At 60.5% G+C, this 25,209-nt stretch carries 23 protein-coding genes; 13 read left to right on the forward strand and 10 right to left on the reverse strand.

Annotated elements, in window-relative coordinates:
- Positions 1-111: 111 nt before the first annotated feature.
- The 10 genes from FHX06_RS16005 to FHX06_RS16050 all read left to right on the forward strand — a co-directional run bounded on the left by FHX06_RS16005 (position 112) and on the right by FHX06_RS16050 (position 9,684).
- A complete protein-coding gene (locus FHX06_RS16005; RefSeq protein WP_113016238.1) occupies positions 112-288 on the forward strand; it encodes a Flp family type IVb pilin in 177 nt (58 codons plus the stop codon).
- Positions 289-392: 104 nt separating this feature from the next.
- The gene (locus FHX06_RS16010; RefSeq protein ID WP_113016239.1) at positions 393-905 is read left to right on the forward strand and encodes a prepilin peptidase; all 513 of its coding nucleotides are present in this window, start codon (positions 393-395) and stop codon (positions 903-905) included.
- Positions 906-1,015: 110 nt separating this feature from the next.
- Positions 1,016-1,831: a Flp pilus assembly protein CpaB gene (gene cpaB, locus FHX06_RS16015; protein ID WP_183880013.1), complete on the forward strand. Its 816-nt coding sequence runs from the start codon at positions 1,016-1,018 to the stop codon at positions 1,829-1,831.
- Between the two features lie 5 nt (positions 1,832-1,836).
- Complete coding sequence (locus tag FHX06_RS16020) at positions 1,837-3,348, forward strand: type II and III secretion system protein family protein (RefSeq protein ID WP_409564410.1); 1,512 nt, start codon at positions 1,837-1,839, stop codon at positions 3,346-3,348.
- Entirely contained in the window at positions 3,345-4,097 is a 753-nt protein-coding gene (locus FHX06_RS16025) for a CpaD family pilus assembly protein (protein ID WP_112970138.1), read from the forward strand. The genes FHX06_RS16020 and FHX06_RS16025 overlap by 4 nt, the downstream gene beginning before the upstream one ends.
- Positions 4,098-4,114: 17 nt before the next feature.
- On the forward strand, positions 4,115-5,392 hold the full coding sequence (locus FHX06_RS16030) for a CpaE family protein (RefSeq protein WP_018114937.1): 1,278 nt from the start codon (positions 4,115-4,117) through the stop codon (positions 5,390-5,392).
- A gap of 23 nt (positions 5,393-5,415) precedes the next feature.
- Positions 5,416-6,900, forward strand: coding sequence for a CpaF family protein (locus tag FHX06_RS16035; RefSeq protein ID WP_183880015.1), 1,485 nt, complete (start codon positions 5,416-5,418; stop codon positions 6,898-6,900).
- Position 6,901: 1 nt separating this feature from the next.
- Positions 6,902-7,909, forward strand: a complete 1,008-nt coding sequence (locus tag FHX06_RS16040) for a type II secretion system F family protein (RefSeq protein WP_112542768.1) — start codon at positions 6,902-6,904, stop codon at positions 7,907-7,909.
- Between the two features lie 14 nt (positions 7,910-7,923).
- The gene (locus FHX06_RS16045) at positions 7,924-8,907 is read left to right on the forward strand and encodes a type II secretion system F family protein (RefSeq protein WP_112542767.1); all 984 of its coding nucleotides are present in this window, start codon (positions 7,924-7,926) and stop codon (positions 8,905-8,907) included.
- A gap of 144 nt (positions 8,908-9,051) precedes the next feature.
- Entirely contained in the window at positions 9,052-9,684 is a 633-nt protein-coding gene (locus FHX06_RS16050) for a LysE family translocator (RefSeq protein WP_112542766.1), read from the forward strand.
- A gap of 1 nt (position 9,685) precedes the next feature.
- Here the strand turns inward: FHX06_RS16050 and FHX06_RS16055 are convergent, their stop codons facing one another.
- Complete coding sequence (locus FHX06_RS16055) at positions 9,686-10,516, reverse strand: tetratricopeptide repeat protein (RefSeq protein WP_113211463.1); 831 nt, start codon at positions 10,514-10,516, stop codon at positions 9,686-9,688.
- 140 nt (positions 10,517-10,656) lie between these two features.
- Here FHX06_RS16055 and FHX06_RS16060 point away from each other — a divergent pair, with 140 nt between their 5' ends.
- From FHX06_RS16060 to FHX06_RS16070, 3 genes are all read left to right on the forward strand, one after another.
- Complete coding sequence (locus tag FHX06_RS16060) at positions 10,657-12,048, forward strand: leucyl aminopeptidase family protein (RefSeq protein WP_112542764.1); 1,392 nt, start codon at positions 10,657-10,659, stop codon at positions 12,046-12,048.
- A gap of 133 nt (positions 12,049-12,181) precedes the next feature.
- Entirely contained in the window at positions 12,182-12,532 is a 351-nt protein-coding gene (locus FHX06_RS16065; protein WP_112542763.1) for a MarR family transcriptional regulator, read from the forward strand.
- Positions 12,533-12,568: 36 nt separating this feature from the next.
- Positions 12,569-13,423 carry an NlpC/P60 family protein gene (locus tag FHX06_RS16070; protein WP_113211214.1) on the forward strand — a complete coding sequence of 285 codons (855 nt, stop codon included), beginning with the start codon at positions 12,569-12,571 and terminating at the stop codon, positions 13,421-13,423.
- 8 nt (positions 13,424-13,431) lie between these two features.
- Here FHX06_RS16070 and FHX06_RS16075 read toward each other — a convergent pair whose 3' ends face one another.
- The 9 genes from FHX06_RS16075 to purU form a co-directional block, all read right to left on the reverse strand.
- Positions 13,432-14,823, reverse strand: a complete 1,392-nt coding sequence (locus FHX06_RS16075) for an amidase (protein WP_183880017.1) — start codon at positions 14,821-14,823, stop codon at positions 13,432-13,434.
- Positions 14,824-14,859: 36 nt separating this feature from the next.
- Entirely contained in the window at positions 14,860-15,723 is an 864-nt protein-coding gene (locus tag FHX06_RS16080) for an ABC transporter permease (protein ID WP_113211464.1), read from the reverse strand.
- Positions 15,723-16,670 (reverse strand): ABC transporter permease, encoded by a 948-nt coding sequence (locus FHX06_RS16085; RefSeq protein WP_113211216.1) that lies wholly within the window; start codon positions 16,668-16,670, stop codon positions 15,723-15,725. The genes FHX06_RS16080 and FHX06_RS16085 overlap by 1 nt, the downstream gene beginning before the upstream one ends.
- A 39-nt stretch (positions 16,671-16,709) precedes the next feature.
- Positions 16,710-18,239 carry an ABC transporter substrate-binding protein gene (locus FHX06_RS16090; protein WP_113211217.1) on the reverse strand — a complete coding sequence of 510 codons (1,530 nt, stop codon included), beginning with the start codon at positions 18,237-18,239 and terminating at the stop codon, positions 16,710-16,712.
- A 150-nt stretch (positions 18,240-18,389) separates the two neighbouring features.
- Positions 18,390-19,310 (reverse strand): LysR family transcriptional regulator, encoded by a 921-nt coding sequence (locus FHX06_RS16095; RefSeq protein WP_183880019.1) that lies wholly within the window; start codon positions 19,308-19,310, stop codon positions 18,390-18,392.
- 45 nt (positions 19,311-19,355) lie between these two features.
- Positions 19,356-20,351 carry a P1 family peptidase gene (locus tag FHX06_RS16100; protein WP_113211219.1) on the reverse strand — a complete coding sequence of 332 codons (996 nt, stop codon included), beginning with the start codon at positions 20,349-20,351 and terminating at the stop codon, positions 19,356-19,358.
- Between the two features lie 137 nt (positions 20,352-20,488).
- Entirely contained in the window at positions 20,489-20,683 is a 195-nt protein-coding gene (locus FHX06_RS16105) for a hypothetical protein (protein ID WP_007813230.1), read from the reverse strand.
- Positions 20,684-21,205: 522 nt separating this feature from the next.
- Positions 21,206-24,133 (reverse strand): aminotransferase, encoded by a 2,928-nt coding sequence (locus FHX06_RS16110; RefSeq protein ID WP_113211220.1) that lies wholly within the window; start codon positions 24,131-24,133, stop codon positions 21,206-21,208.
- Between the two features lie 112 nt (positions 24,134-24,245).
- Positions 24,246-25,130, reverse strand: coding sequence for a formyltetrahydrofolate deformylase (gene purU, locus FHX06_RS16115; RefSeq protein ID WP_112542755.1), 885 nt, complete (start codon positions 25,128-25,130; stop codon positions 24,246-24,248).
- Positions 25,131-25,209 lie beyond the last annotated feature (79 nt).

Genomic DNA, 25,209 nt, shown 5'->3' on the forward strand with positions numbered 1-25,209 from the left:
TTAACGCATTTCTTTAAGTCGATGGAAACGGCCATTCAGTAGGTTGCAGCCATCCGATCAACGGCAACAGTTGGCGGACGTGCTGAACATCAACTGGAGTTAGGAGTAACCATGACCAAGCTTTTTAGCCGTTTTCTGAAAGATGAATCCGGCGCGACCGCAATTGAATACGGCCTGATCGCCGCTCTGATTTCCGTAGCCCTCGTTGCTGGCGCCACCACGCTTGGCGGCAAGCTCAATTCTACCTTCGTCGAACTCGGCAACAAGCTGGACGACGCTGTGAAGTAATAATTGCTGGGGCGTAGCTCTGGTTTAGTAAGGTCAGGCTCACGAGCGAACAGCCGTGAGCCTGTTTGGCTTGGGGCAGATGAAAACTTGGGGCAGGTGAGAAGATGATCGTGGCCGCAATCCTTCTGGTTTTTCCACTCTGCCTTGTTTTTGCGGCCATATCCGATCTGTTGACGATGACGATCCCGAACAGGGTGTCGTTGATCCTGATGATTTCGTTCGCCGTGCTGGCGCCTTTGAGTGGCATGGCTCTTCCTGCAATCGGAATGCACGCACTTGGCGCCGCCATCGTGTTCTGCATTTGCTTTGCACTCTTTGCGCTCAATGTGATGGGCGGCGGAGACGCGAAACTTCTGAGCGCGGCTGCGATCTGGTTCGGTTACGATCCCGCGCTGCTATCCTTTCTCGTTTATGTCAGTTTCATCGGCGGTTTGGTGACGTTGGCAATCCTGTTGATCCGCTCGCAGGCAAATATGATATTGGCGATCGGCCTGCCCATTCCCAATTCGCTCCTGCTCGCCAAGAAGATCCCCTATGGTGTTGCCATCGCGATTGGCGGCTTCCTCGCCTTTCCGTCCTCGCCGCTGTTTCTGGCAGCGCTGGAAAGCCTGAAATGACGGCGTATTAATCGGCCGTTAACTTAAAATGTAAGTGCTCCATTAACTATAATTATACCAATTCCTGAGCATTCTGCGGGGCGAACGCGTCGTGCCCTAAGGAATGATCAATGAAACCGGCCCGCCTTATTATCCTAGCTGTCGCCGTGGTGGCAGCCGGCCTTGCCGGTATTCTTGCGATGAACATGGCCGGTAGTGGCAACGTCGTCACGAAGGTTCAATCCGTCATCGAGAAAGAGCCGACCGTCAACGTCTTGGTTTCCAGCGCCAATCTCCCCGTCGGCGCGCGGCTGGATGAGAAGGCCGTCCACTGGATAGCCTGGCCCCAGAACGGGGTTGTCCAGGGCTTTATTACCGAGACCGATCGGCCGGACGCTATCAAGGATCTGCAGGGCGCTGTCGTGCGCTTGCCCGTCTTCGAGGGCGAACCGATCCGTCCCGAGAAGGTAGCCGATTCCAACAGCCGAATCCTGTCCTCGCTGCTGCCTGCCGGTAAGCGCGCCGTAGCGACCGAAATCTCCGTGGCGACCGGTGCCGGTGGCTTCATCCTCCCCAATGACCGCGTTGACGTGATCATGGTGCGTAAGGGGCAGGGCACGGACAAATATATAACCGAAACCGTTTTGAGTAACGTCCGCGTTCTCGCCATCGACCAGCAGATCGAGGAAAAGGAAGACGGCACCAAGGCTGCGGTTGGCACGACAGCAACGCTGGAACTCACCCCCGACCAGACCAAGGTTCTGGCCGTCGCCCAGCAGATGGCCGATCGCCTTTCACTCGCCCTGCGCTCCGTTGCCGACGCGCAAGAGCAGGACACCAGCGCGGCAGACTACCTGCTGAGCGGCGACAACGGCAGCGCAATCGTCCAGGTCATCAAGTCCGGCTCCATCGTTACGGATGCCACCGGCTCAGTGAAGCCGGAGTAAGGGAAATGCAGATGGGCAACTCAAAACAGCGCACCAGGCTTTTCCTGACCGGCTGCCTTTCTCTGGCAATGGCGGCGACGGGCGTTATGCCGTTTTCCTTTCATGCGCCTTTCGAAGTGAAGCAGGCCAATGCCGGCTCGGAAAGCCTCATCCGTATTTCGCAAGGCGGTCCCGGCGCGCATCGCCGTCTGAAGCTCGGCCTCAACAAGGCGCTGGTGGTCGACCTGCCGGAAGACGCCCATGACATTCTCGTTTCCGATCCCAGCATGGCCGATGCCGTAACCCGTACGTCGCGGCGCATCTACCTATTCGGCAAGAAGGTCGGGCAGACCAACATCTTCGTTTTCGGCGCCAGCGGCGAGGAGGTCGTCAGTCTCGATATCGAGATCGAGCGCGACGTATCCGGGCTTGAGGTCAATCTGCGCCGCTTCATTCCCGACTCCGCCATCAAGGTCGAGATCGTTTCTGACAATATCGTGCTGACGGGTACCGTTCGCACGCCACAAGATGCAACTCAGGCAGCATCGCTCGCTGAAGCGTTCCTGAAGGGCGGTGAGGCCACCACGCGTACGGAAACCGCGTCAGGCACCGGCGGCGACAGTGCAGTTGCACTCTTTGCCGAAAACCGCCAGGTCTCACAGGTGGTCAACCTCTTGCAGATCCAAGGTGAAGACCAGGTCACGCTCAAGGTCACGATAGCCGAGGTTCGTCGCGAAATCCTGAAGCAACTCGGTTTCGACAATCTCGTTACCAACTCCTCGGGCATGACGGTCGCCCAGCTTGGTAGTCCCTCGGCGGATACGGCCACATCCGTCGTCGGTGGTGGCCTTGCGGCACTCTTCAAGAACTCGATCGGCAAGTACGATATTTCGACCTATCTGAACGCACTGGAACAGGGCAAGGTCGTCCGCACGCTGGCCGAACCCACGTTGACCGCGATCTCTGGTCAGGCCGCGACTTTCAATTCAGGCGGTCAGGTTCTTTATTCGACGACGGACAACCAGGGCAACGTCACGGTCGTTCCCTATAACTACGGTATCAATCTGGCTTTCAAACCGGTGGTCCTCTCTTCGGGCCGCATCAGCCTGCAGATCAAGACCAATGTCTCGGAGCCGGCACCGTCGGTATCAGGGACCGCGCCCACCTATCAGCGCCGCTCGGCAGAGACCTCGGTCGAACTCCCCTCGGGCGGTTCGATTGCTCTAGCTGGCCTCATCCGCGACAACATCTCTCAGACGATGAACGGCACTCCCGGCGCATCGAAGATCCCGCTTCTCGGCACGCTCTTCCGCCAGAAGGGGGTTGAACGTCAGGAAACGGAACTCGTCATCATCGCGACGCCCTACCTGGTGCGCCCGGTGGCACGCAATCAGCTCAATCGGCCGGATGACAATTTCAGCCCGCCGGATGACGCATCCGCCTTCTTCATGAACCGCGTCAACAAAGTTTACGGCAGCTCCCAGGCGCCGGTTGCCGATGCGCAGTTCCACGGTTCCATCGGATTTATCTACAAATGAGCGGGGCAGGGTCTGAACCGATGAAAACGAACAGAGATCAGGCGATGGCCCATTGCAGCGCGATACATTTCCGCACGACAAGGCCTCTACTCGTGGCTGCATCACTCGCCGTTGCAATTCTTTCCGGCTGCGCCGGTCCGCGTGACCAGCTCACGACCGGAGGCATTCCTGATGATTACCGGGAGCGCCACCCGATCGTCGTGACGGAAGCCGAACAAACGGTCGATATTCCCGTTGCCTCCAGCGATCGCCGCCTGACGATTGCACAGCGCGAGTTGATTCGCGGCTTTGCGCAAAACTACGCGTCGCGCGCTTCCGGTCCGGTCTACATCCTGTCTCCGGAGGGATCCGCCAATGCAGGCGCGGCTCGCGCCCTGCGCAGCCAGGTTCGTGCCGAACTTGCTTCGCGTGGCATTGCCAGCAACAAGATCATCAATACGTCCTATGCAGCAACCGGTCTCCGCGACGCTGCGCCGATACGCTTGAGCTTCACCGGTATGACGGCGGTAACGACCCAGTGCGGTCAGTGGCCGAGGGATATCTCGGCAGACTTCACGAACCAGAATTACTACAATTTCGGCTGTGCCTCGCAGAACAACCTCGCCGCTCAGGTCGCCAATCCGGAAGATTTCGTCGCTCCGCGCGGCATGACTCCGATCGACGCCGAGCGGCGCAATCAGGCGATCCAGGAATACCGGACGACCACGACCACGATCGATGATGTCGATTCCGGCCAGACCGGTTTCTGATCAGGCGGGATGAAACGATGAGCACCGTCGACTACGAAATCAAGAATACCAGCGAGCTCCGCCATGCCGAAGAGGCTATGCGCATGGGCGAACTGGAAAATATGCGGCCGCTGCCGCGCATCTCCGTTCACGCCTTCTGCGAAAGCGAGGGATTGCAGCGGGTGATGGAGCGTTGCGCCAATGACCGTCGCATGTCGAAAGTCAGTCTGCGCATTACCAGCGGCGGAACGGCGGCGGCTGCGAACATGTTTTCCAGCGCACCGACCCCGAACCTGATCATCCTTGAAACCAGGGCGAATCCTGCGGGCCTGCTTGCCGAGCTCGCGCCACTTGCCGCCGTCTGCGATCCCTCCACCAAGGTCATCATCGTCGGCTACTACAACGATATCGGTCTTTACCGCGATCTGATCCGCAACGGCATTTCCGAATATATGGTCCAGCCTGTCGCCATGCCGGATATCATGGCCGCAATGGCGACGATCTTCGTCGATCCGGAAGCCGAGCCGCTTGGCCGCTCCATCGCCTTTATTGGCGCGAAGGGCGGGGTCGGCGCATCGACCATTGCGCATAATTGCGCCTTCGGTATCTCGAACCTGTTCTCGACCGAAACGATCCTGGCCGATCTCGACCTGCCTTATGGCACGGCGAACATCGATTTCGATCAGGATCCGGCCCAGGGCATTGCCGAGGCTGTCTTTGCGCCGGAACGGCTTGACGAGGTTTTCCTTGACCGCCTGCTGACCAAGTGCTCGGAGCATCTCTCGCTTCTGGCTGCCCCTTCGCTTCTCGATCGCGCCTATGATTTCGATGGCCAGGCCTTCCAGCCGGTCATGGATGTGCTGCAGCGCAGCGCGCCGGTGACGGTGCTCGATGTTCCTCATGCCTGGTCGGACTGGACCCGTTCGGTCCTGTCGAGCGCCGATGAGGTCGTCATTTGCGCCGTTCCCGACCTCGCTAACCTTCGCAATACCAAGAACATGCTTGATGCGCTCCGCAAGATGCGCCCGAACGACAAGGTGCCGCATCTCATTCTCAATCAGGTCGGCATGCCAAAGCGGCCGGAAATTTCGATTTCAGATTTCTGCGAGCCGCTGGAAGTCGAACCGATCGCCATCATTCCCTTCGATATCGGTCTTTTCGGTAACGCCGCCAACAGCGGCCGGATGATCTCCGAGGTCGACCCGAAGTCGCCGACATCAGAGACCTTTTCGCAGATCTCGCACATCGTCACGGGTCGCGTGGCGATCAAGAAATCCAGGAAGGGCGGCCTGCTCGGCCTTCTGAAGCGCAAGTGAACGAGTAGAATTGGATCGGATCAATGTTCGGAAAACGCGGAAATGAAGGTTTCGGAAGGGCCGGTGCCGGCGGTATCGCCGCTCCTCCGCCGCCGATGCCGGCTGCCGCCCCGGCAGCGCCATCCGGTCCCGCAGTGCTCGTCGAGCCGTCGCGCGAACCTGTCCGCCAGCAGGTGGCGCCGCCGCCTATACAGACGCCGCAGCGCAAGCGGCCCGCCCGAACGGATGAATATTACGATACCAAGGCGCAGGTCTTTTCTGCACTGATCGATACGATCGACCTCTCGCAGCTCTCCAAGCTGGATGGCGAAAGCGCACGCGAGGAAATCCGCGATATCGTCAACGATATCATCACTATCAAGAATTTCGCGATGTCGATCTCGGAGCAGGAAGAACTGCTCGAGGATATCTGCAACGACGTGCTTGGTTACGGTCCGCTCGAGCCGCTGCTGGCGCGCGACGACATTGCCGATATCATGGTCAATGGTGCCGGCCAGACCTTCATCGAAGTCGGCGGCAAGACCATCGAATCCGAAATCCGCTTCCGCGACAATTCGCAGCTTCTTTCGATCTGCCAGCGCATCGTCAGCCAGGTCGGCCGCCGTGTCGATGAATCGAGCCCGATCTGCGACGCGCGCCTGCCCGACGGCTCGCGCGTCAACGTCATCGCGCCGCCGCTGTCGATCGATGGCCCGGCACTCACTATCCGTAAGTTCAAGAAGGACAAGCTGACGCTCGATCAGCTGGTGCGCTTTGGCGCCATCACGCCTGAGGGCGCGACAGTGCTTCAGATCATCGGCCGCGTCCGCTGCAACGTCATCATCTCGGGCGGAACGGGCTCGGGCAAAACCACGCTTCTGAACTGCCTGACGAACTATATCGACCGCGACGAGCGCGTCATTACCTGCGAAGATACGGCCGAACTGCAGCTCCAGCAGCCGCATGTGGTGCGCCTGGAAACCCGCCCGCCGAACATCGAAGGCGAGGGCGAGATCACCATGCGCGACCTCGTCAAGAACTGCCTGCGTATGCGTCCCGAACGCATCATCGTCGGCGAAGTGCGCGGACCAGAGGTTTTCGACCTGCTGCAGGCCATGAACACCGGCCATGACGGCTCGATGGGCACGATCCACGCCAACAACCCGCGCGAATGCCTGAGCCGTATGGAATCGATGATCGCCATGGGTGGCTTCACCCTGCCGGCAAAGACCGTGCGCGAAATCATTTCTTCCTCGATCGATGTCATCATCCAGGCGCAGCGCCTTCGTGACGGCTCGCGTCGCATCACCCAGATCACCGAGGTGATCGGCATGGAAGGTGACGTCATCATCACTCAGGATCTGATGCGTTACGAGATCGAAGGCGAGGACGCGAGCGGCCGTCTGATTGGGCGCCATATGTCGACCGGTATCGGCAAACCGCATTTCTGGGATCGCGCCCGCTACTACAACGAAGAAAAACGCCTCGCCGCCGCGCTCGACGAGATGGAACTGAAATCGAAGGATTGAGATGTTCGGCATCGATCCGACAGTGCTGGCAATTGTCGTTCTTGCAGCCGTTGCGGCGGCAGCGGTGAGCTATGCCCTATTGTTCTCGCGTATCGAGAGCGACAAGAAATCGGCAAGTCGCATCAACCGCGTCAAATCGGCCGAAGTCGATCGCACCAAGGTCAAGGCTGCCCGCGACCGCGTGCAGGAACTGTCGAAGCGCCGAAAATCGGTACAGGACAGCCTGAAGGATCTCGAAAAACGGCAGCATGAGAAGACCAAGAAAACGCTGTCGCTGAAATCCCGCCTGGTGCAGGCGGGACTGCCGATCACGCCAACCCGTTTCTATCTCTTCAGCGCGTTCTTCGCACTTGTGCTGCTGGTCTTGCTTTTTATTGCCGGCGCATCGACACCGGTCATGCTCGGTATCCCCGTGGCCGCAGGGCTTGGTCTGCCGCGCTGGGTGCTGGGCTTCCTCATTTCGCGCCGCCAGAACAAGTTCCTTGATGAATTTCCGAATGCGCTCGACGTTATCGTCCGCTCCATCCGCTCCGGCCTGCCGCTGAACGACGCGATCCGCCTCGTTGCGACCGATGGGGTCGAGCCGGTCAAGGGCGAATTCCGCCGTATCGTCGAATCGCAGCAGGTCGGCCTCAGCGTGCCCGAAGCCTGCGCCCGCATGACCAATCAGATGCCGTTGCAGGAAGTCAATTTCTTCGCGATCGTCATCGCCATCCAGTCGCAGGCTGGCGGCAACCTGTCGGAAGCGATCGGTAACCTTTCAAAGGTGCTGCGTGACCGTAAGAAGATGAAGGCCAAGGTCAAGGCGCTGTCGATGGAAGCCAAGGCATCGGCCTGCATCATCGGCGCCCTGCCTTTCATCGTTGCCCTGCTCGTCTACCTCACGTCGCCGCAATACATGATGCTCTTGTTCACCGATCCGCGCGGCCACTTCATCATGGGCTTTTCGGCGGTTTGGATGTCGATCGGTATCTTCGTGATGCGCAACATGATCAATTTCGATATCTAGCGGGAGCAGGGCACATGTCGCAGGAACTAGCCGCAACATTGACCGATCCCGCCATGATCGTGGCGGTGCTCGTCGCCATCGCTGTCTTTGCCACCTTCTACACGCTTGCCGTTCCCTTTTTCGAGCGTGGCGATCTCAACAAGCGCATGAAGGCCGTCTCGACCGAGCGTGAGCAGATCCGCGCCCGCGAGCGCGCCCGTATGAATGCCGACACTGGCAGCAAGGCGACGCTCAGAAACCAGAACAATCGATCCGTCCGTCAAATTGTCGAGCGGTTCAATCTGCGCAAAGCGCTTGTCGACGACAACACGATGAACAAGCTGCGCGCGGCTGGTCTGCGTTCGGAAAATGCGCTGAACACTTTCCTTGTCGCGCGCTTTCTTCTGCCGTTTCTTTTCCTGGCGGTTGCCGCATTCTGGATGTTCGGTCTCGGCAATCTTGCCGACAAGGGCCTGCCGATCCGGATCTTCATCGTCATCGGCATCGCCTATATCGGCTTCTATGCGCCGAACATCTATATCTCTAACCGTATGGGTAAGCGTCAGCAATCCATCAAGCGCGCCTGGCCGGATGCGCTGGACATGATGCTGATCTGTGTGGAATCGGGTATTTCCATCGAGGCAGCCATGCGCCGGGTTTCCGAAGAGCTCGGCGAACAGTCACCGCCGCTCGCCGAAGAAATGGTGCTGACAACTGCTGAGCTCTCCTTCCTGCCGGATCGCCGCGTCGCCCTCGAGAATCTTGCGACCCGCACCCAGATCGATCTGGTCCGCTCCGTCACCCAGGCGCTCATTCAGGCCGACCGTTACGGCACGCCTGTTGCGACAGCGCTGCGCGTCCTTGCCCAGGAGGGCCGCGACGAACGCATGAACGAGGCGGAAAAGAAGGCCGCTGCCCTGCCGCCGAAGCTGACCGTTCCGATGATCCTCTTCTTCCTGCCGGTGCTGATCGCCGTCATCCTTGGCCCTGCCGGCATCCAGGTCGCCGATCGGTTCTGATTAAGAGATCCGGAAACCCCGCTTTTCCCAAGAACGGCAAAACAAACGGCGATCATCGGCGAGCGGCCCTTGATCGGGTGGGCATTTCCAGCAAAATTGCATTGCGGTTTTACATCCGGAATTGTGTGAGAATGGAGTTTTGCCATGTCGTCTCTGGGCATCTTTATCAGCATCATCAGCGCTTTGATGATCGGCGCCATGAGCCCCGGCCCGAGTTTCGTCGTCGTCTCGCGCATCGCCATTTCGCGTTCCCGCTTTGACGGGCTTGCCGCTGCACTCGGCATGGGCATCGGCGGCGTGACCTTCGCCATCCTTGCCCTTGCCGGCTTGACGGCGCTGCTCTCGCAATTCGAGTGGCTTTACCTCGTTCTCAAGATCGCGGGCGGCGCCTATCTGATCTATATTGCTGTCGCGATCTGGAAGGGCGCCAGCGAACCGCTGGCGCTTTCAGGCGACATAGCCGGTAAAAGCACACCGGCGCGCAGTTTCACGGCAGCGATGCTGACGCAGTTGAGCAATCCCAAAACGATCGTGGTCTACGCCAGTATCTTCGCGGCGCTGCTGCCCAAGACGGTGCCGGTGGAGCTTTTGCTGGCACTGCCGATTGGCGTCTTCCTGGTCGAAGCGGGATGGTATGCGATCGTTGCGCTCGCCTTTTCGGCCCAGCAGCCGCGCAAAGTCTATCTTGCTGCCAAGGCTTGGATCGACAGGGCCGCGGGCGCGGTCATGGCCGGTCTCGGCCTGCGTCTCATCCTCTCGGGACTGAGCAGCAGATGACTTAGTTGGTATTGCTGGCGGCAGGTGTGGAGTCCTTCGCCGCGAGCTTCTGCCAGGAATTCTGCTGGGAAAGCATGCCGCGCAGATAGGCGACATTCGCATCGGCCTGCTGCGGCGAGAGTTCGCGCCGCGCGATCTGCTCGGCCTCGGGAAAGCGGCCCTGCAGGCCGACGACGAGAGCGAGGTTCTGGCGCACACGGCTATCGGCGGAAGGCTGGCCGGCGGCCGAGCGCAGATAGGTTTCCGCCGTGCGCAGATCGCCTGTCAGAAGATAAGACATGCCGAGATTGGAAAGGATCGAAGGTTCGTTCGGCTGGATGTCGAGCGCATCACGATAGCGCTGGCGTGCGTCGTTCGGCTTGCCCATCTGATCGAGGATCGCGCCTTCCGCCGAGATCAGCCGCCAGTCAGGACGGTCGGGCGTCTGTGCCCTGCCGATGGTATCGAGCGCCTGCTGAAGCTGCCCTGTGGCCGCCTGCGCCTTGCCATAGGCTGCCAGCACGTTGCGATCACCGGGATTGGCGATCGCGACCTGCTGCATGACGGCGAGCGCTTGCGCGTCGCGTCCGCTCATCCGCAGCAGGTTGGCATAGTTTACGCCATTGACCGGATCGCGCGGGTTCTTCTCATAGGCCTGGCCGACGCGGTTGGTGGCGGCCCGCAACTCGTTGGTGTCCATCTGCTCGACCGGCTTGTCGAGCTTGGGGATGGAACCGGTCGTCATCCGGTCCTTTGCCGTTGTCGAGCAGCCGGCCAGCGCGAGCATGACGAGAGCAGCGGCGGTTCCTTGAAAAACACGCTTTTTAAGAGGAGTAGAGGCCGAGACGGACATTGCGCGTTCCTGAATGAAATCGGCGCCGGACCTCAAAACGGAACAGGGAAAGGTTTTGACGCAATCTTCGCTCCAGCAATAGTCTGTTAACCCTAACAGACCGTTAAGAAGTGATTCTGCCCCCGCCTCTAAGGACAAACATGGCCCCCTTCCAGTTCACCGAGAGACCGACGCCTTTCAACACCAAGGGCGGGTCGACGCTGCCGATCTTTGCGGTCACGCCCGCCCATATCGAGACCGCGACAATCGATCCCATCGCCCTCGATTGGGCACGCAAAGCCGGCTACAAGGCGGAAAGCGGTTCGCTGCTTCTGATCCCGACAGCCGACGGTCACCTCGGCGGTGCGCTCTTCGGCCTTGGCACCAATCCGTCTGAGCAGCCTTACATCACGGGCAGGCTTGCCCGCGCACTTCCGGCCGGCGACTGGCACATCGAAACGGCTCCGCTGACAGCCAATCGCCTGGCGCTCGGCTTCGGCCTCGGCAGCTACCGTTTCGACCGTTACAAGTCTGAAAAAATCCCGGCGGCGACGCTGATGATCCCGCGCGATGCCGACGGCAATGAGATCAAGCGCCAGCTAGCCGGCGTTTTCCTCGCTCGCGACCTCATCAATACGCCGACCAACGACATGGGACCGGAACAGCTCGAAGCGGCTTTCCGCGATCTCGCTGCCCACTACAAGGCAGAGATGTCGGTTATCATCGGCGACGACCTGCTCAAGGAAAACTTCCCGCTCGTGCACACGGTCGGTCGCGCCAGTGCCGATGCGCCGCGCCTCTTGGAGCTGCGCTGGGGCAAGAAGGGACACCGCAAGGTCACGCTGGTCGGCAAGGGCGTCTGCTTCGATACGGGTGGCCTCGACATCAAGCCGGCTTCCTCCATGCTGCTGATGAAGAAGGACATGGGCGGCGCGGCAAATGTCATGGGCCTGGCGCTCATGATCATGGATGCCAAGCTGAAGGTGGACCTGCGTGTCATCATCCCGGTCGTCGAGAATTCCATCTCGTCCAATGCCTTCCGTCCCGGCGACATTTACAAGAGCCGCAAGGGGCTGACGGTCCAGATCGACAACACCGATGCCGAAGGTCGCCTGATCCTGGCCGATGCGCTCGCCTATGCCGATGAGGAAGAACCTGATCTCTTGATCGATATGGCAACCCTGACAGGCGCTGCCCGCGTTGCTCTCGGCCCCGATCTGCCGCCCTTCTTCACGGATGATGCGAATCTTGCCCACGACCTGATGGAAGCAAGCCTCGAGACGGATGATCCGCTCTGGCGGCTGCCGCTTTATGCCGGCTACGAGAAAGATATCCGCACCAAATTCGCCGATATCACCAATGCTCCGGCGGGGGGCATGGCGGGCGCCATCACCGCCGCACTTTTCCTCAAGCGCTTTGTCAGCAAGGCGAAGAGCTGGGCGCATTTCGATATCTACGGCTGGGCGCCGAACGAGCGCCCGCACTCGCCTGGAGGCGGCGAGGCGCAGGCTATCCGCGCGCTCTATCATCATATCCGTCACAGCATGCGCTGAGCCGCCAAGGCCATCGCCGATCCGATCGTTAAAATTTTATTCACCTTGCGAGGCGGCATTCTGTGCCGCCTCTTGCTTGCACGCTGTAAGTGCCGGAAAATGAAACGTTAGCGTAACGATTTCCGGAGGGGCCGTGCCGATTGAACTGACCGCCTCGCAGGCGCTTGGCCTCTGGCATGGCGTGGCGCTCAACCAGGTCCGTCACGACGACAGAGATTTGACGTTGCGTCAGATGGCGATCCTGCTGCATATCTATCTCGTGCCGCCACCGCATACCGTGCGCGGACTGGCCGCAACGCTGGATGTGACGAAACCGGTTATTACCCGGGCGCTGGATACGATGGGGGACATGGGCCTCGTCGATCGCGTCCGTGACGATGCCGACCGGCGCAACGTCATCATCAAGCGCACCGTTGGCGGGGCGCTCTATCTCGAAAAGCTCGGCGACCTCGTGCGCGAGCAGGGCCGCAAGCTTCCGGTCTGAAAGGCCAGCTCAAAAGGCCACGCTGAAAGGAATGTCATGACGATGCTCGACCGCCGCCTCCATGCCTATCGCCCGGATCTTGCGGAAGCCGGCCTTGAGGGCAAGGTCGAAGCGGCGCGCTTTGTGAGCGGCACGCCGGCCCACGTCTGTGTCCCGGTCATCGCCCTGCGCCCCGAACCGGACCTTGCCCGCGGGATCGATACGGAACTGCTCTATGGCGAGGATGTCACTATATTCGATCGCGCTGACGGCTGGTGCTGGGTCAAGGCTACATCCGATGGCTATGTCGGTTACCTGCCAGCAAGCGCAGTTGCAGAGGCAGCCAACGCCCCGACTCACATCGTCGTTCCGCAGCGCACTTTCCTTTATCAGGAACCGGAATTGCGCAAACCGTATAAGACAGTGCTGTCGATGGGCAGCCGAGTCCACATTGCCGGTCAAGCGGAAGCGCGCGGCAATCATTATCTGGTGCTCGACGATGGCACTGCGATCTTCTCCAAGCATCTCCAGCCGCTTGGAGCGCTGGATGGCCAGGACTATGTCGATATCGCCGCCCGCTTCCTGGAGGTGCCCTATCTTTGGGGCGGCCGCTCCGGCCTTGGCATCGATTGCTCCGGCCTCCTCCAGCTTGCCCTACAGATGACCGGCAGAAGCGCGCCGCGCGATACCGACATGCAGGCGGCAGGCCTTGGCGAGCCGATCGAGCGCTCGGAAGTGCGCCGCGGCGATCTGGTCTTCTGGAAAGGGCATGTTGCCGTTTTCGAAGATCCCGAAACCATCATCCACGCCAACGGCCATACGATGACTGTTGCGCGCGAGAATTTCGAGGCGGCCGTCAAGCGCATCGGCTGGCTCTACGAGCAGCCGACAGGCTATCGCCGCCCGTTCTGAGATTGCCTTCAGGCCACGGGCGGCTTCGGCCAGTCCTTGATGCCACCCGTCCAATCCTCGAATGCTTTCGAGAGTTTCAGCACCCGCATGTCATCGAAGCGCGGCCCGACGATCTGCAGCCCGATCGGCATGCCCGATGCCGAAAAGCCGCAATTGATCGAGGATGCCGGCTGTTCTGACATGTTCCACGGCACGGTGAAGGCGATATGCTCGAAGGGCTGTTTCGGATCATTGGTGGGCGAAGCCCATTCAGCCGGATAGGAGACGATCGGATTGGTCGGAGAGAGCACCGCATCGACCTCGGTGAACAGGCGCCCGCAGGTCTTGCGCATCTCGATCGTCTGGTTGAAGCCCTTCACGGCATCGACACCGCTGACGTCGGCACCGCCCTTGGCCCATTCATAGATATAGGGGAGAATATTCTCACGGCGCTCTTCGCTGAGCCCGGCAATGTCGCCCCAGAAACGAGAGCGCCAGAAAGTGTCCAGCCCATCCAGCATGGCGCGCGTCAGCACCGGTCCGACAGGAACAATCGTCGCCCCGGCTTTCTCGAAAAGCCTGGCCGCTTCTTCGATCGATATCCTCACATCGTCATCGACGGCAAGACCGCAGCCGGCATCGAGCATCAGACCGATCCGCATGCCGGTGAGATCGATGGCAAGATCCATCCAGTTGAAATCATTCGGCGGCAGGCTGGTGCCGTCGCGCCAGTCTGGGCGCGAAAGCGTCGCCATCGAATAGGCGGCATCCTCCACCGTCCGGGTCATCGGTCCCGCGCAGCGGCCGACATAATAGGGATCGACCGGAATGCGCCCATGGCTCGGTTTGAAGCCGAACACACCCGTCCAGCCGGCCGGAAGCCGCACCGAACCGCCAATATCGGTGCCGATATGCAATGGCCCGTAGCCGGCAGCAGCCGCTGCGGAAGCGCCGGCGCTGGAGCCGCCGGGGTTCTGTGAGATATTCCAAGGGTTTCGGCTCAGATGATGGAAGCTCGAAAGACCCGACGAAAGCATGCCGTAGTCGGGGCAGGTGGTCTTGGCAAAGATAACAGCGCCGTCCTCCCGCAGCCGCGCCGCCGCCGGCGCATCCGCTTCCGCTGGCTTCAGCTCGACCGCCTTCGTGCCGAGCGGCACCGGTTGTCCCCTGGTGGCGATCAATTCCTTGAGCGTAACCGGAATGCCGTCGAGCGGGCCGAGCGTTTCACCTTTCATCCAGCGCTCGCCCGATGCCTTTGCCTGCTCGCGCGCCGCTTCCGGATCGTAGAGATAAAGCGCTGCGATCGAAGGCTCCCAGGCATCGATATGCCTTTCGAGCGCAAGCCAGTATTCGAGCGGCGAGAGGGTTCTATCGCTGAAGCGTCGCCTGAGCTCGCGGATGGTGAAATTGATATCTGGCATGGTCTGGTCTTTCGGGCGGTTTGTCTCGGGAGGACATCAGCGGCTCGCTTCGCGCGGGTCGAGCAGATCGCGCAACCCATCACCCAGCATGTTGAAGCCGAAGACGGTGAGCGCGATGGCAAGACCGGGCAGGATCGCCAGCCACGGAGCAAGCGAAAGGAATGTCTGGGCGTCTGCCAGCATGCGTCCCCAGGTCGGAGCCGGCGGCGCCATGCCGAGACCGAGGAACGAGAGGCCGGCTTCAGTCAGGATCGCGAGACCGAGCTGGATCGCTGCATGCACGATGATCTGGCTCATGATGTTCGGCAGCACGTGCCGCACCGAGATCGTGAAACGGCTGTTGCCGATCGCCTGTGCCGCCAGCACATAATCGCGGCTCCAGGCCTGCAGCGAGGTCGCGAGCGTTACGCGCGCAAAGACCGGCACCATGAAGACGGCAATGGCCGTGATCGCCGTAAAGCGCCCTGGCCCGAGGAAGGCACCGAGGAGCATCGCGGACAGGATCGGGGGCAGTGCGAAGATAACGTCGCAGGCACGCATCAAAAGCGCCTCGTAGGGGCCGCGGATGGCAGCCGCGGAAATCCCCGCAATGGAACCGAATGTGCCGCCGATGGCGACCGCGCTGACGGCGATCGACAGCGAATTCCAGCACCCGACCATCAGCATGGAAAGTACGTCACGGCCGAACTGGTCCGTGCCGAGCAGGCCGAAGGCAAGCGGCGGCTGCAGCTTGTGAATGATCTGCATCTTGGCAGGTGGCTGCGGCGTCCAGAAGAGCGATAGCAGGGCAATGGCAGCCAGGAGCCCGATGACGATGATTCCGGCGATGAGATTCTTTCGCCGGCTAAGCCTGAAGCTTCGGCGCCGTGGAAAGATGGCGGAGGAGACGATGGGAGCCATCATGCCGCCTTTCGCATGCGCGGGTCGATCGCCAGGTAGGAGAGATCGACGATGAAGTTCATGACGATGACGAGGCCCGCGAAGAACAGCACGACATCCTGCATCACGATGACGTCGCGCTGCGACAAGGCTTGAAAGGCAAGCCGTCCGAGACCCGGCAGATTGAAGACGTTTTCGACCAGAACCGCGCCGGCAACGAGAAAGGTGAATTGCAGTCCGAGAATGGTCAGGATCGGCACCAGCGCATTCGGCACGATATGCCGCCACAGCACCGTCCTGCGCGACAGCCCCTTGGCGACCGCAGTGCGCGCGAAATCCTCATGCATGGTGTCGAGCACGGCGGAGCGCGCCACGCGGGTCAGCACGCCGGCTTGCGGCAGGGCGAGTGCGACAGCGGGCATCAACAAGGCCTGCAATGCCGGCAGAAGTCCGGCATCCCACCCGGGAAAACCACCTGCCGGCATCAGACCGAGCGTGGAGGAAAACAGGATGATAAGCAGCAGCGCCACCCAGAAGGCCGGCACGGCGATGCTGATCTGCGAGAAGACAGTGGCGATCGCATCGACGATCCCGCCGCGTCGTGCCGCCGCCAGCACGCCGAGCGGCAATGCGATCACCACTGAGAGAACGATAGCGATCATCGCAAGCGGCAGCGTCACCGCCAGCCGCTCGACGATCAGTCCGGCGACAGGTACGCCATAGGTATAGGATTGCCCGAGATCGCCGGAGAAGACGCCGGCGAGCCATTGGCCGTAGCGAATGAGCAGCGGCTGGTCGAGACCGAGATCGTGGCGCAGTGCCGCCAGTGTCTCGGGACTGGCCGACGTGCCGAGCATGATCGACGCGGGATCGCCGGGCAGAAGGTCCATGACGGCGAAGATCACCAGGGACACGACGAGAAGGGTGATGGCGAGACCGGCGAGGCGGCGGGAAAGCAGTGCGATCATATCGTCTTCAACACCCTGTCCGCCGCCCGCATCAGCAGTTTATTCGTCCCAGGAAACATTGCTGAGAACGTTGGAGGGGATCGGCTCGTTCTCCCACAGGCCCTTCAGCTTCTTGTCCCAGACACCGAGCTTGGGCATGACGAAGAGATAGAGCGCCGGCACGTCCTCGGCGAGGATCTTCTGGGCTTCGCCATAGATCTTGGCCTGTTCCGATGGATCGGCCGTCTCCTGCACCTTCTTCATCAGGTCATTGAAGGCCGGATTCTTGTAATTGAAGTAATAGGGATCGCGCGAATAGATATCGATGTCCATCGGTTCGGCATGGGCGACGATGGTCATGTCGTAGTCACGGCTGGTCATGACATCCTTCACCCATTTCGCCGGAAATTCGGTGGGCTCGATATTAACAGTCACACCGATCTCGGCCAACATCGCCTGCATGACCTGTGCGCTGCGCGGGGCGTAGGCCATCTGCGGCGATTTGATCGTGAAAGTGAAGCCGTTGGGATAGCCGGCCTCGGTTAGCAGCGCCTTCGCCTTCTCGACATTATAGGGCAGTACGCCGGTCATATCCTGATAGCCCGGATCGTTCGGCGTATAGTGACTGCCGATCGCCGTACCGAGACCGGACCAGGCACCATCGATGACAGTCTGGCGGTCGATCGCCATCATCAGCGCCTGGCGTACGCGCTTGTCGTCGAACGGCTTGCGCGCATTGTTCATGCCGGCAACGACCTTGAGCTCGGTATTGCCGACCTTGGTCGCAAGACGCGCGTCGCCATCGAAGGAGCTCATCAGCTCCGGTGCGGCAAATTCCGGAAAGGCGTCGAGATCGCCGGATTTCAGTGCTGCTGCCTGTGCCTGAGGATCGTTGATGAAGCGGAAGGTCACCTTCTCGAGCTTGGCCGCGCCATCCTTGTTCCAGTAGTCGGCATTCTTGATGAGTTCCACGTGGTCGCCCTTGGCCCAGGTGGAGAATTTGAACGGCCCGGTGCCGACAGGCGTGGTCTTGTCGTCGGCCGCAGACTTCGGACCGACCATGACCGAGGCCGGCCAGCCGAGCCAGTAGATCAGGCTGCCGGTCGGGCTGGAAAGATGCAGCACCAGCGTCTCGGCATCGGGCGTTTCGATGGAGGCGATGGAGGCGAAGAAGCGCTTCTGCGGATTGACCGAATCCTTGCCGCGGGCGCGGTCGAGGGCGAATTTGGCGCCGGTGGAATCGAAGGCCTCGCCGTCGTGGAATTTGACACCGGTCTGCAGCTTGAACGTATAGGTCAGGCCATCGGGGGAAATGTCCCAGCTCTTGGCGAGCTGCGGCTGCACCTTGCCGGTCTCGTCGATGCTGACCAGGCCTTCGAAGATGTTTTGCCAGGTCACCTGGCCGATGGCGACAGGCGCGGCAATCGTCGGGTCGAGTCCAGCAGGCTCGACGCTCATGCCGAGATTGAGCGTTGTTTTGGCGGCTTCGGCGGGTGTCAGCGCCAGCATCATGATGCCGGCTGAAAGCGCGGCACCCATGGAAAGACGCCGCATGAGACGCGCTGACGGCGCGAGCGAAACCTTGATCATCCTGTTCCCCTGTCTGGCTCCGCTGCTTGGCAGATCCCTTTTGCGAGTAGAGTGGCACTACGAGGGTGCACACACAATGACGATTTTGTGTGCTCGGTGTAGCCAAAAAAGCTACACAGTAATTTCTGATCTGATGCAAGCCCGCGGGCCTTACTCTTTATGACCGGCCTTGCTGTTCGACCGCTCACGCATGAAGCGTTCGATGAAATCGAGAAGTTTCGTTGCAGCAAAGGAAAGCTGCCGGTCAGGCGCCACACAGAGATCCACATGAGTGCGAATGCCGGTCTTGCCGGCAAGCGGAATGACTGAAAGCTGGCCGGCGTCGATCTCGCGGCGAACGGTCAGTGCCGGCAGCAGCGTCACGGCTGCGCCGCTCAGAACCAGCTCCTTCAGCATCTCCAGCGAACTCGTCACGAACACCGGATCGAGGCTCAGCCCTTCCTTCTCGAAGAGCGCGTCGAAAGCCTGGCGGAAACCAAAGGATTGATCGGGCAGTGCCAGAGCGTAGTCGGCGAGCTCCTTGAGCGGAATATCCTGGCGTGATGCTGCCGGGTGGTTTGGCGCTGTGATAAGATCGTAGGTGATCTCCGAACGCAGCCGCACCTTGGTACCCGACATTGGCGGCGCAAACAGGGTCACCGCAATATCGGCCTCGGCGCTGTTGACCGCTTCGACTGCGGCCCGTGCGCTGGTGATCGTCACGGCAAAACGCAGCTTGGGATATTTCAGGCTGAATTCTGCCAGCGCCGGCGCAAGCAGATTGGCAACGGTCGCGCCGTTCGCGTAAATGTTGACGCGCCCGCGCTGTAGCCCCTTCAGGTCTTCGATCAGCTGCTGCACATGGTCGAGCTCGCGCAGCGTCCGACCCGCACGGGCCGCCAGCAGCTCGCCCGCCGCCGTCAGCTTCACGCCACGCGCGCTGCGTTCCACCAGCGGCGCACCGAAATGATATTCGAGGTTCTCGATCTGCCGGCTGATGGCCGTCGGGGCGACATTCAGGTTTTCGGCCGCCTGACGCATGGAGTTGGTTCGCACCAGCTCGTCGAAATACATCAGCGCCCGAATCTGCATTTACCTGTTCTCCGCCGTCAGGCTCTCTTCCTGTAGTCTAGGCAATCAGCGCCCCGCCGCATAGCGGTCGCGCCATGCAGGCAGCGCGCTCGGCACCGGAAGCGCCATTGCTTCGTAGACCCCGCGCGCAATCGCCCGCGCCATCACGATCCCCGCCAGATGGCACAATTCCATCAGGCTTGCCATGTCGTTGCGCTTCTGTTTGCCGGTGGAGGCTGCAAAAATCGTGTCGCCGTCGAGTGGCAGGTGGGCTGGCAGGACCGCGCGGGCCAGTCCGTCATGCGCGGCAATGGAAAGCCGGTGCGCTTCCGCCTTGATGAGCGACGCGTCGGTGACAACCGCGCCGATCGTCGTGGCTGTCGTTTTCACGCTCTTGAGCCGCAATCGATGATCGATTTCCGTGGGCATGCCGAGCCCGCCGAATTCATTATTCTGCTCGAATGGGGCCGCCCAGAAATGCGGGCCTTCGCCGATAGTCGCCGTGCCCACAGCGTTGACGGCAACGATCGCCGCGATGCGATGCCCGGTGCTGCTGACTGCACTTGCCGAGCCAAGGCCGCCCTTGAAGGTAGCAGTCGTTGCACCCGTGCCGGCTCCAACCGTGCCGAGATCAAACGCACCCTTGCGTGCGGCCCTCGCGGCCTCATAGCCCATTTCGCGGTAAGGCGAATGTATGCCCCAGCCCTTGTCGCCGCCATTCAGCAGATCCATCAGGATCGCCTGCGGTACGATCGGGATACGAACCTGGCCGACCTGGAATCCGCGCCCCATCTCGCGCAATGCCGCCTGAACGCCGCCCGCCGCATCGAGACCGAAGGCCGATCCGCCCGACAGCACAAAGGCGTCGACGGCATCGACGACCATGGAGGGATCGAGCAGCGCCGTATCGCGCCCGCCTGGTGCGCCGCCAAGCACGCTGCCGGAGGCAACTGCCGGCTCATCGAAGATGATAGTCGTGACACCGGAGCCAAGCGGCAGGTCGGTTGCGTGACCGACGGAGACGCCTTCGATATCGGTGAGGAGATTGAGAAGATCGGACAAGCGCGTCTCCTGTCTTGAGGGAAGCGCGCCGATAGGAAGTCAAATGCCCTCAAAAAACAAGATGGGCAAAAACAAGACCGGCCCGTTTTGCCGGGCCGGTCGGAAATCCTCTGATAGTATTAAAGCCGCGTTCTGCGTCAGGCATGAAGGGGCTTCGGGTGGCGGCGGGTCATCAGATCGTGAATGGCCAGCTTCACCTCGGCGGGCGAGCTGAAATGCTGCTCGTCGAGGTCATGGACATGGAATTTGACGGCGATGAATTTCAGCCGGTCTTCATCCGGAATGACGATCCCAACAGGGATGCCTGCATATTCGATAACTTCTTTTTTCATTACATAGAACTCCTGCCGCGCGGATGCGCAGGCTATGGCGAATTGACTTGTCTGGTACCGTTGAAAGGGGGACGATCGTCACATTCGACAGTTCGGGCGGGAGAGCGCGTCCGGACGGTCATTGCCAAGCACAGATCGCCCAAGGACTCGTGCGAGAATTTCGATATCAATCATGTCTCGATCCTTATGTTGGCGTTGTACTTGCATGATCCCGGAAGAGCCCGGGACCCGTTGAAGCCATCTTTATAGTCTACAAACTTAGTAGAAAATAGCCGATAGCCTATAAGAAACATATTCCGAAACGTGTCAAAATATCGACGATCCGAAAAATTTCATTCCATCACATCCCGGTTTCTAGAAAGAATTCTATCACGCTTTCGTGCAACCAGTGTGACGGTTCGAGGGTCTCTCGTCATCGCCGAGGCAGAGATAGGAAGTCTGTCTGATTCCGGCAATGGGACATCTGGTTAAAAATCGGAAAGCCTCGAAAAGACCGAATTGGTTAACGGCGGAACGTCCCGCCTACCAGCCTTCTGCAAGCACCTTTTCCAGCATGTTTGCGAAGAAATCGGCGCTTCCTTCGGTCAGGCAGAGCGGCGGCTTGATCTTCAACACATTCAGGTGATCGCCCGTCGGCTGCATGATGACGCCGAGTTCCAGAAGCCGGTCGCAGATCGCGGCCGTCTCCTCGGTCGCCGGCTCCAGCGTCGTTCTGTCGCGCACGAATTCGAGGCCGAGATAGAGGCCCATGCCATGCACTGCGCCCACGATCGGGTAACTGTCGATCAGTGCCGCCAGCCGTGCCTTCAGATGGTCGCCTACCTCCCGGGCATTGTCCTGCAACCGCTCCTCGGCCATGACGTCGAGAACAGTCATGCCGGCAACGCAACTGACCGGGCTTCCGCCAGAAGAAGAGAAGAAATAGCCTTCCTTTTCCAGCGAAGCGGCAATCTCCTTCGTCGTGATGACGGCACCGAGCGGATGGCCGTCGCCCATGCCCTTGGCGATGGTGATGATATCGGGCACGACGCCTTGCTGCTCGAAGCCCCAGAAATAATGGCCGAGCCGTCCATAGCCCACCTGCACCTCGTCGGCGATGCAGAGCCCGCCGCGCTCGCGCACCTGCCGATAGATTTCCGTCAGATAGCCATCGGGCAGGGGTATGCCGCCGGCATTGCCGTATACGGATTCGGCAATGAAGCCAGCCAGTCCCTCGCCCTTGGCATCGATGGCCTCCAGCACCGGCGTCAAGGTGCCGAGATAGTCCGCAGTCGACTCCGGCCCGCGGAACTGGCCGCGATAGGTATTGGGCGAAACGACGGCATGAACCCAGTCCGGCCTTGTCGTCAGCGCTTGCGGATTGTCTGCGATGGAGGTGGAGACCGCGTCGCTTGCCATCGACCAGCCGTGGTAACCTTCCAGCAGGCATAGCATGTTGCGTTGGCCGCTATGCACCCAGGCAAGCCGCAGCGCCAGATCATTGGCTTCCGAACCGCTATTGACGAGGAACACGGCATCCATCCCGTCGGGCGCCAGCGATGCGAGGCTCTCGGAGAATTCCGCGACAGCGGCATAGTGGAAGCGTGAGTTGGTGTTCAGCATCAGCCATTGCTGGCTGATCGCTTCCGCCATGCGTGGATGACCATGGCCGAGGATCGTGACATTGTTGACCATGTCGAGATAGGCGCGTCCCTCGATATCGAAGAGATGCTCCTTCCAGCCGCGCTCGATCCGTGGCGGATGCGCATAATAATTCTTCTGCGGACTGGCGAAATGCGCCCGCCGCAGTTCGAGAAGAGCCGATGTTTCAGGTTTTGGCGCATCGGCGCCCGGACCAATCAGCACTGAAGGCGAGGGGCAGAGGGCGGACCACGCTTCGGCTTGTTCCGGCGTGGCAAAGAGTGGCGGTTCGAAGCCGGCGATGCTGCAAAGCTGCAGGCGCAATCCGCCTAGCGAAGACGTCTCGCCGGAAACCGTACCGAGTGTCTGACCAGCGGCGATCTCGCTTCCATCGTCGACGGAAAGGTCGATGCCGTCGATATGTAGTTTCATGTCCCCGCCGGTGAGGACGAGATGCTGGTCGTACCAGGTGATCCGACCGGCAAAGGGTGCAGCAACGACGCTGCCGGCTGCGAGGCAGACATCCATATGCAGCGCATAGGTTGCCTGGGCTTTGGCATGGTGCAGGCCGGCGCGGGACAGGCGATATTCACCGTAGCGGGTTGCCGCGGTTCCCGATTCCGCCGCTGCGCGCGCAAGCAGACGCCAGTCCATGTCGGCCGCCAGCCAGTTGCCGTCGGAAAAATGCGGGCTCTGCACGCCGAGATCGACATAGGCAATGGACGCGGGATCGATCTCCGGCAGAAGCGACTGCCAGTCTGCCGTATCGACATCGGCAATATGAAGACCGGCTGCTTTCAGGATGGCCGCTTCCATCAGTTCGAACGGCACGGACATTGCCGTATCGAAGATGCGCCGTTCGCCCTCCAGATTTCCTCTGACATAATCATTGTCGGGATCGATCGAGATCTGCTGTTCGCTGCTGGCGACGAGGATGACGGCGCGGGCCACGATGAGCGGCCAGAGTGCCTTCAGCTCTTCCTCGATCAACGGGTAAATCTCGTGATAGGCCTTCACCGCCGGCAGGATGTGAAAGGGATCGCCATCTGCCTGATGCAGCAGAGAGGCACAGGTCACGGCAAGGTCGCCGACCAGCCAGCCGCGAATGATGTCGCCGAAGTCGATCACACCATCGGGAACAGGCCGCCCATGCGCATCGGGACGGCTGACGACATTGTCATCCGTCACGTCATGATGAACCGCCTGAAGCCGCAGCGACGGTGCAAGTGGCTGGATGCGGCGCACGGCCATGACCATCGTCTTCGCGATCCTGTCACGAGCGGCGCTGTCGCTAATGGAGGACAACAACTGCACGGCCACGGGTCCGGCGCGGCGCAAATCCCATTGCAGGCTGCGGTCCAGTCCCGGATGGGTGAAATCGGCAAGTGCTGCCGCCAACCTCGCGCAGAGCGCGCCGAGGGCCGCGACCGAGGCCGGCGCCAGATAGGCGCGGTGCGTCAGACCATCTCCTTCGAGAAATTCGAGCAGCCGGACCTGGTAATCCTGCCCTCGCACACTGACAGGGACGATCTCGTGGCCCTCGGTGGAAGCCATCACGTTTGGAACACGTGGCGCATCCGCCTTGGCGCGCAGATGATGGAGCGCCGCATTCTGCGCTTCGAGCTCCTGGGTCTCGTAGGCGGCATGGCAGATCTTCAGCACATAGCGGCCGTCTTCCGTGTCGAGCCGGTAATTGCGATCCTGCTGGCTGCCGAGCTCCGAAAGCGTGCCGGAAAGCCCGTAATGAGTAAGGAGGATATCCGCGGCCTCGGAAGCGGTAACATCGGGGCGCGGTAGCGCCATGCGGTCAAGAAGCGCTTCGTCGGTCATGGCACCCCTCCGCGGCATGATTCGATTACCTAATGAAACAGATAATCAAGCACTTGCCGACAAGCAACGGAAGATTGTGCCAGCCGAGGATTGGAAGGAGTGGGTCCTTGGTTCAACCCATGCGTTCGGAGGCATAGCTTCCAGGGCTGGCGGGGAAGACGATCGTGCGGTTGCCGTTGAGGAAGACGCGGCGGTGGATATGCGCATGGATGGCGCGCGCGAGTACCTGGCTTTCGACATCGCGGCCGATCGAGACATAGTCTTCGGCGCTTTGTGCATGGGTAATGCGAGCCGTGTCCTGCTCGATGATCGGGCCTTCGTCGAGATCGGCCGTCACGTAATGCGCCGTGGCACCGATCAGCTTTACGCCGCGCTCATAGGCCTGCTTGTAGGGGTTGGCGCCCTTGAAGCTCGGCAAGAAGGAGTGGTGGATGTTGATGATGCGGCCTGACATCTTCTTGCACATGGCATCGGAGAGAACCTGCATGTAGCGAGCAAGCACGATGAGTTCGGTGCCCGTCTGCTCGACGATGTCGAGGATCTGGGCTTCGGCCTGCGGCTTATTTTCCTTCGTCACCTTGATGTGGTGGAAGGGAATGTCGTGGTTGACCACAACCTTCTGGTATTCGAAATGGTTGGAGACGACGCCGACGATATCGATCGGCAGCGCGCCGATCTTCCAGCGGTAGAGCAGGTCGTTGAGACAGTGGCCGAAGCGGGAGACCATCAGAAGCACCTTCAGGCGCTCGCTCCCGTCATGTACTTCCGCGTCCATGCCGAACTTCTCGTAGATCGGTTTGAAGCCTTCGCGGATCTCGGCAAGCGACACACCCTCTTCCGAAATGAAGCTGACGCGCATGAAGAACTTGCCGGTATCGAGGTCGTCGAACTGCGAACTATCGATGATGTTGCAACCCTTTTCGGCGAGGTAGGTCGAAATCGCCGCCACGACGCCGCGCGTCGACTTGCAGGTTACCGTCAATACATAGTCCGTCATGTCCTCTTCCCTCTCTCCAGCCGCCGGCCGTGCTTAGATCAAAGCCGCAGCCTCGAACAGGCCGGCAAGCTTTCATTTC

The organism is Rhizobium sp. BK512, assembly GCF_014194915.1.
Taxonomy (GTDB): Bacteria; Pseudomonadota; Alphaproteobacteria; order Rhizobiales; family Rhizobiaceae; genus Rhizobium.

Excerpts from the sequence above, each read along its gene's own strand:
- FHX06_RS16055 (WP_113211463.1), bottom strand. The coding sequence starts at position 10,516 with ATGTCCGTCTCGGCCTCTACTCCTCTTAAAAAGCGTGTTTTTCAAGGA.
- purU (WP_112542755.1), bottom strand. The coding sequence starts at position 25,130 with ATGACGGACTATGTATTGACGGTAACCTGCAAGTCGACGCGCGGCGTC.
- FHX06_RS16070 (WP_113211214.1), top strand. The coding sequence starts at position 12,569 with ATGACGATGCTCGACCGCCGCCTCCATGCCTATCGCCCGGATCTTGCG.
- FHX06_RS16010 (WP_113016239.1), top strand. The coding sequence starts at position 393 with ATGATCGTGGCCGCAATCCTTCTGGTTTTTCCACTCTGCCTTGTTTTT.
- FHX06_RS16045 (WP_112542767.1), top strand. The coding sequence starts at position 7,924 with ATGTCGCAGGAACTAGCCGCAACATTGACCGATCCCGCCATGATCGTG.
- FHX06_RS16105 (WP_007813230.1), bottom strand. The coding sequence starts at position 20,683 with ATGAAAAAAGAAGTTATCGAATATGCAGGCATCCCTGTTGGGATCGTC.
- cpaB (WP_183880013.1), top strand. The coding sequence starts at position 1,016 with ATGAAACCGGCCCGCCTTATTATCCTAGCTGTCGCCGTGGTGGCAGCC.
- FHX06_RS16035 (WP_183880015.1), top strand. The coding sequence starts at position 5,416 with ATGTTCGGAAAACGCGGAAATGAAGGTTTCGGAAGGGCCGGTGCCGGC.
- FHX06_RS16085 (WP_113211216.1), bottom strand. The coding sequence starts at position 16,670 with ATGATCGCACTGCTTTCCCGCCGCCTCGCCGGTCTCGCCATCACCCTT.
- FHX06_RS16040 (WP_112542768.1), top strand. The coding sequence starts at position 6,902 with ATGTTCGGCATCGATCCGACAGTGCTGGCAATTGTCGTTCTTGCAGCC.
- FHX06_RS16075 (WP_183880017.1), bottom strand. The coding sequence starts at position 14,823 with ATGCCAGATATCAATTTCACCATCCGCGAGCTCAGGCGACGCTTCAGC.
- FHX06_RS16020 (WP_409564410.1), top strand. The coding sequence starts at position 1,837 with ATGCAGATGGGCAACTCAAAACAGCGCACCAGGCTTTTCCTGACCGGC.
- FHX06_RS16025 (WP_112970138.1), top strand. The coding sequence starts at position 3,345 with ATGAGCGGGGCAGGGTCTGAACCGATGAAAACGAACAGAGATCAGGCG.
- FHX06_RS16095 (WP_183880019.1), bottom strand. The coding sequence starts at position 19,310 with ATGCAGATTCGGGCGCTGATGTATTTCGACGAGCTGGTGCGAACCAAC.
- FHX06_RS16090 (WP_113211217.1), bottom strand. The coding sequence starts at position 18,239 with ATGATCAAGGTTTCGCTCGCGCCGTCAGCGCGTCTCATGCGGCGTCTT.
- FHX06_RS16005 (WP_113016238.1), top strand. The coding sequence starts at position 112 with ATGACCAAGCTTTTTAGCCGTTTTCTGAAAGATGAATCCGGCGCGACC.
- FHX06_RS16050 (WP_112542766.1), top strand. The coding sequence starts at position 9,052 with ATGTCGTCTCTGGGCATCTTTATCAGCATCATCAGCGCTTTGATGATC.
- FHX06_RS16030 (WP_018114937.1), top strand. The coding sequence starts at position 4,115 with ATGAGCACCGTCGACTACGAAATCAAGAATACCAGCGAGCTCCGCCAT.
- FHX06_RS16060 (WP_112542764.1), top strand. The coding sequence starts at position 10,657 with ATGGCCCCCTTCCAGTTCACCGAGAGACCGACGCCTTTCAACACCAAG.
- FHX06_RS16110 (WP_113211220.1), bottom strand. The coding sequence starts at position 24,133 with ATGACCGACGAAGCGCTTCTTGACCGCATGGCGCTACCGCGCCCCGAT.
- FHX06_RS16080 (WP_113211464.1), bottom strand. The coding sequence starts at position 15,723 with ATGGCTCCCATCGTCTCCTCCGCCATCTTTCCACGGCGCCGAAGCTTC.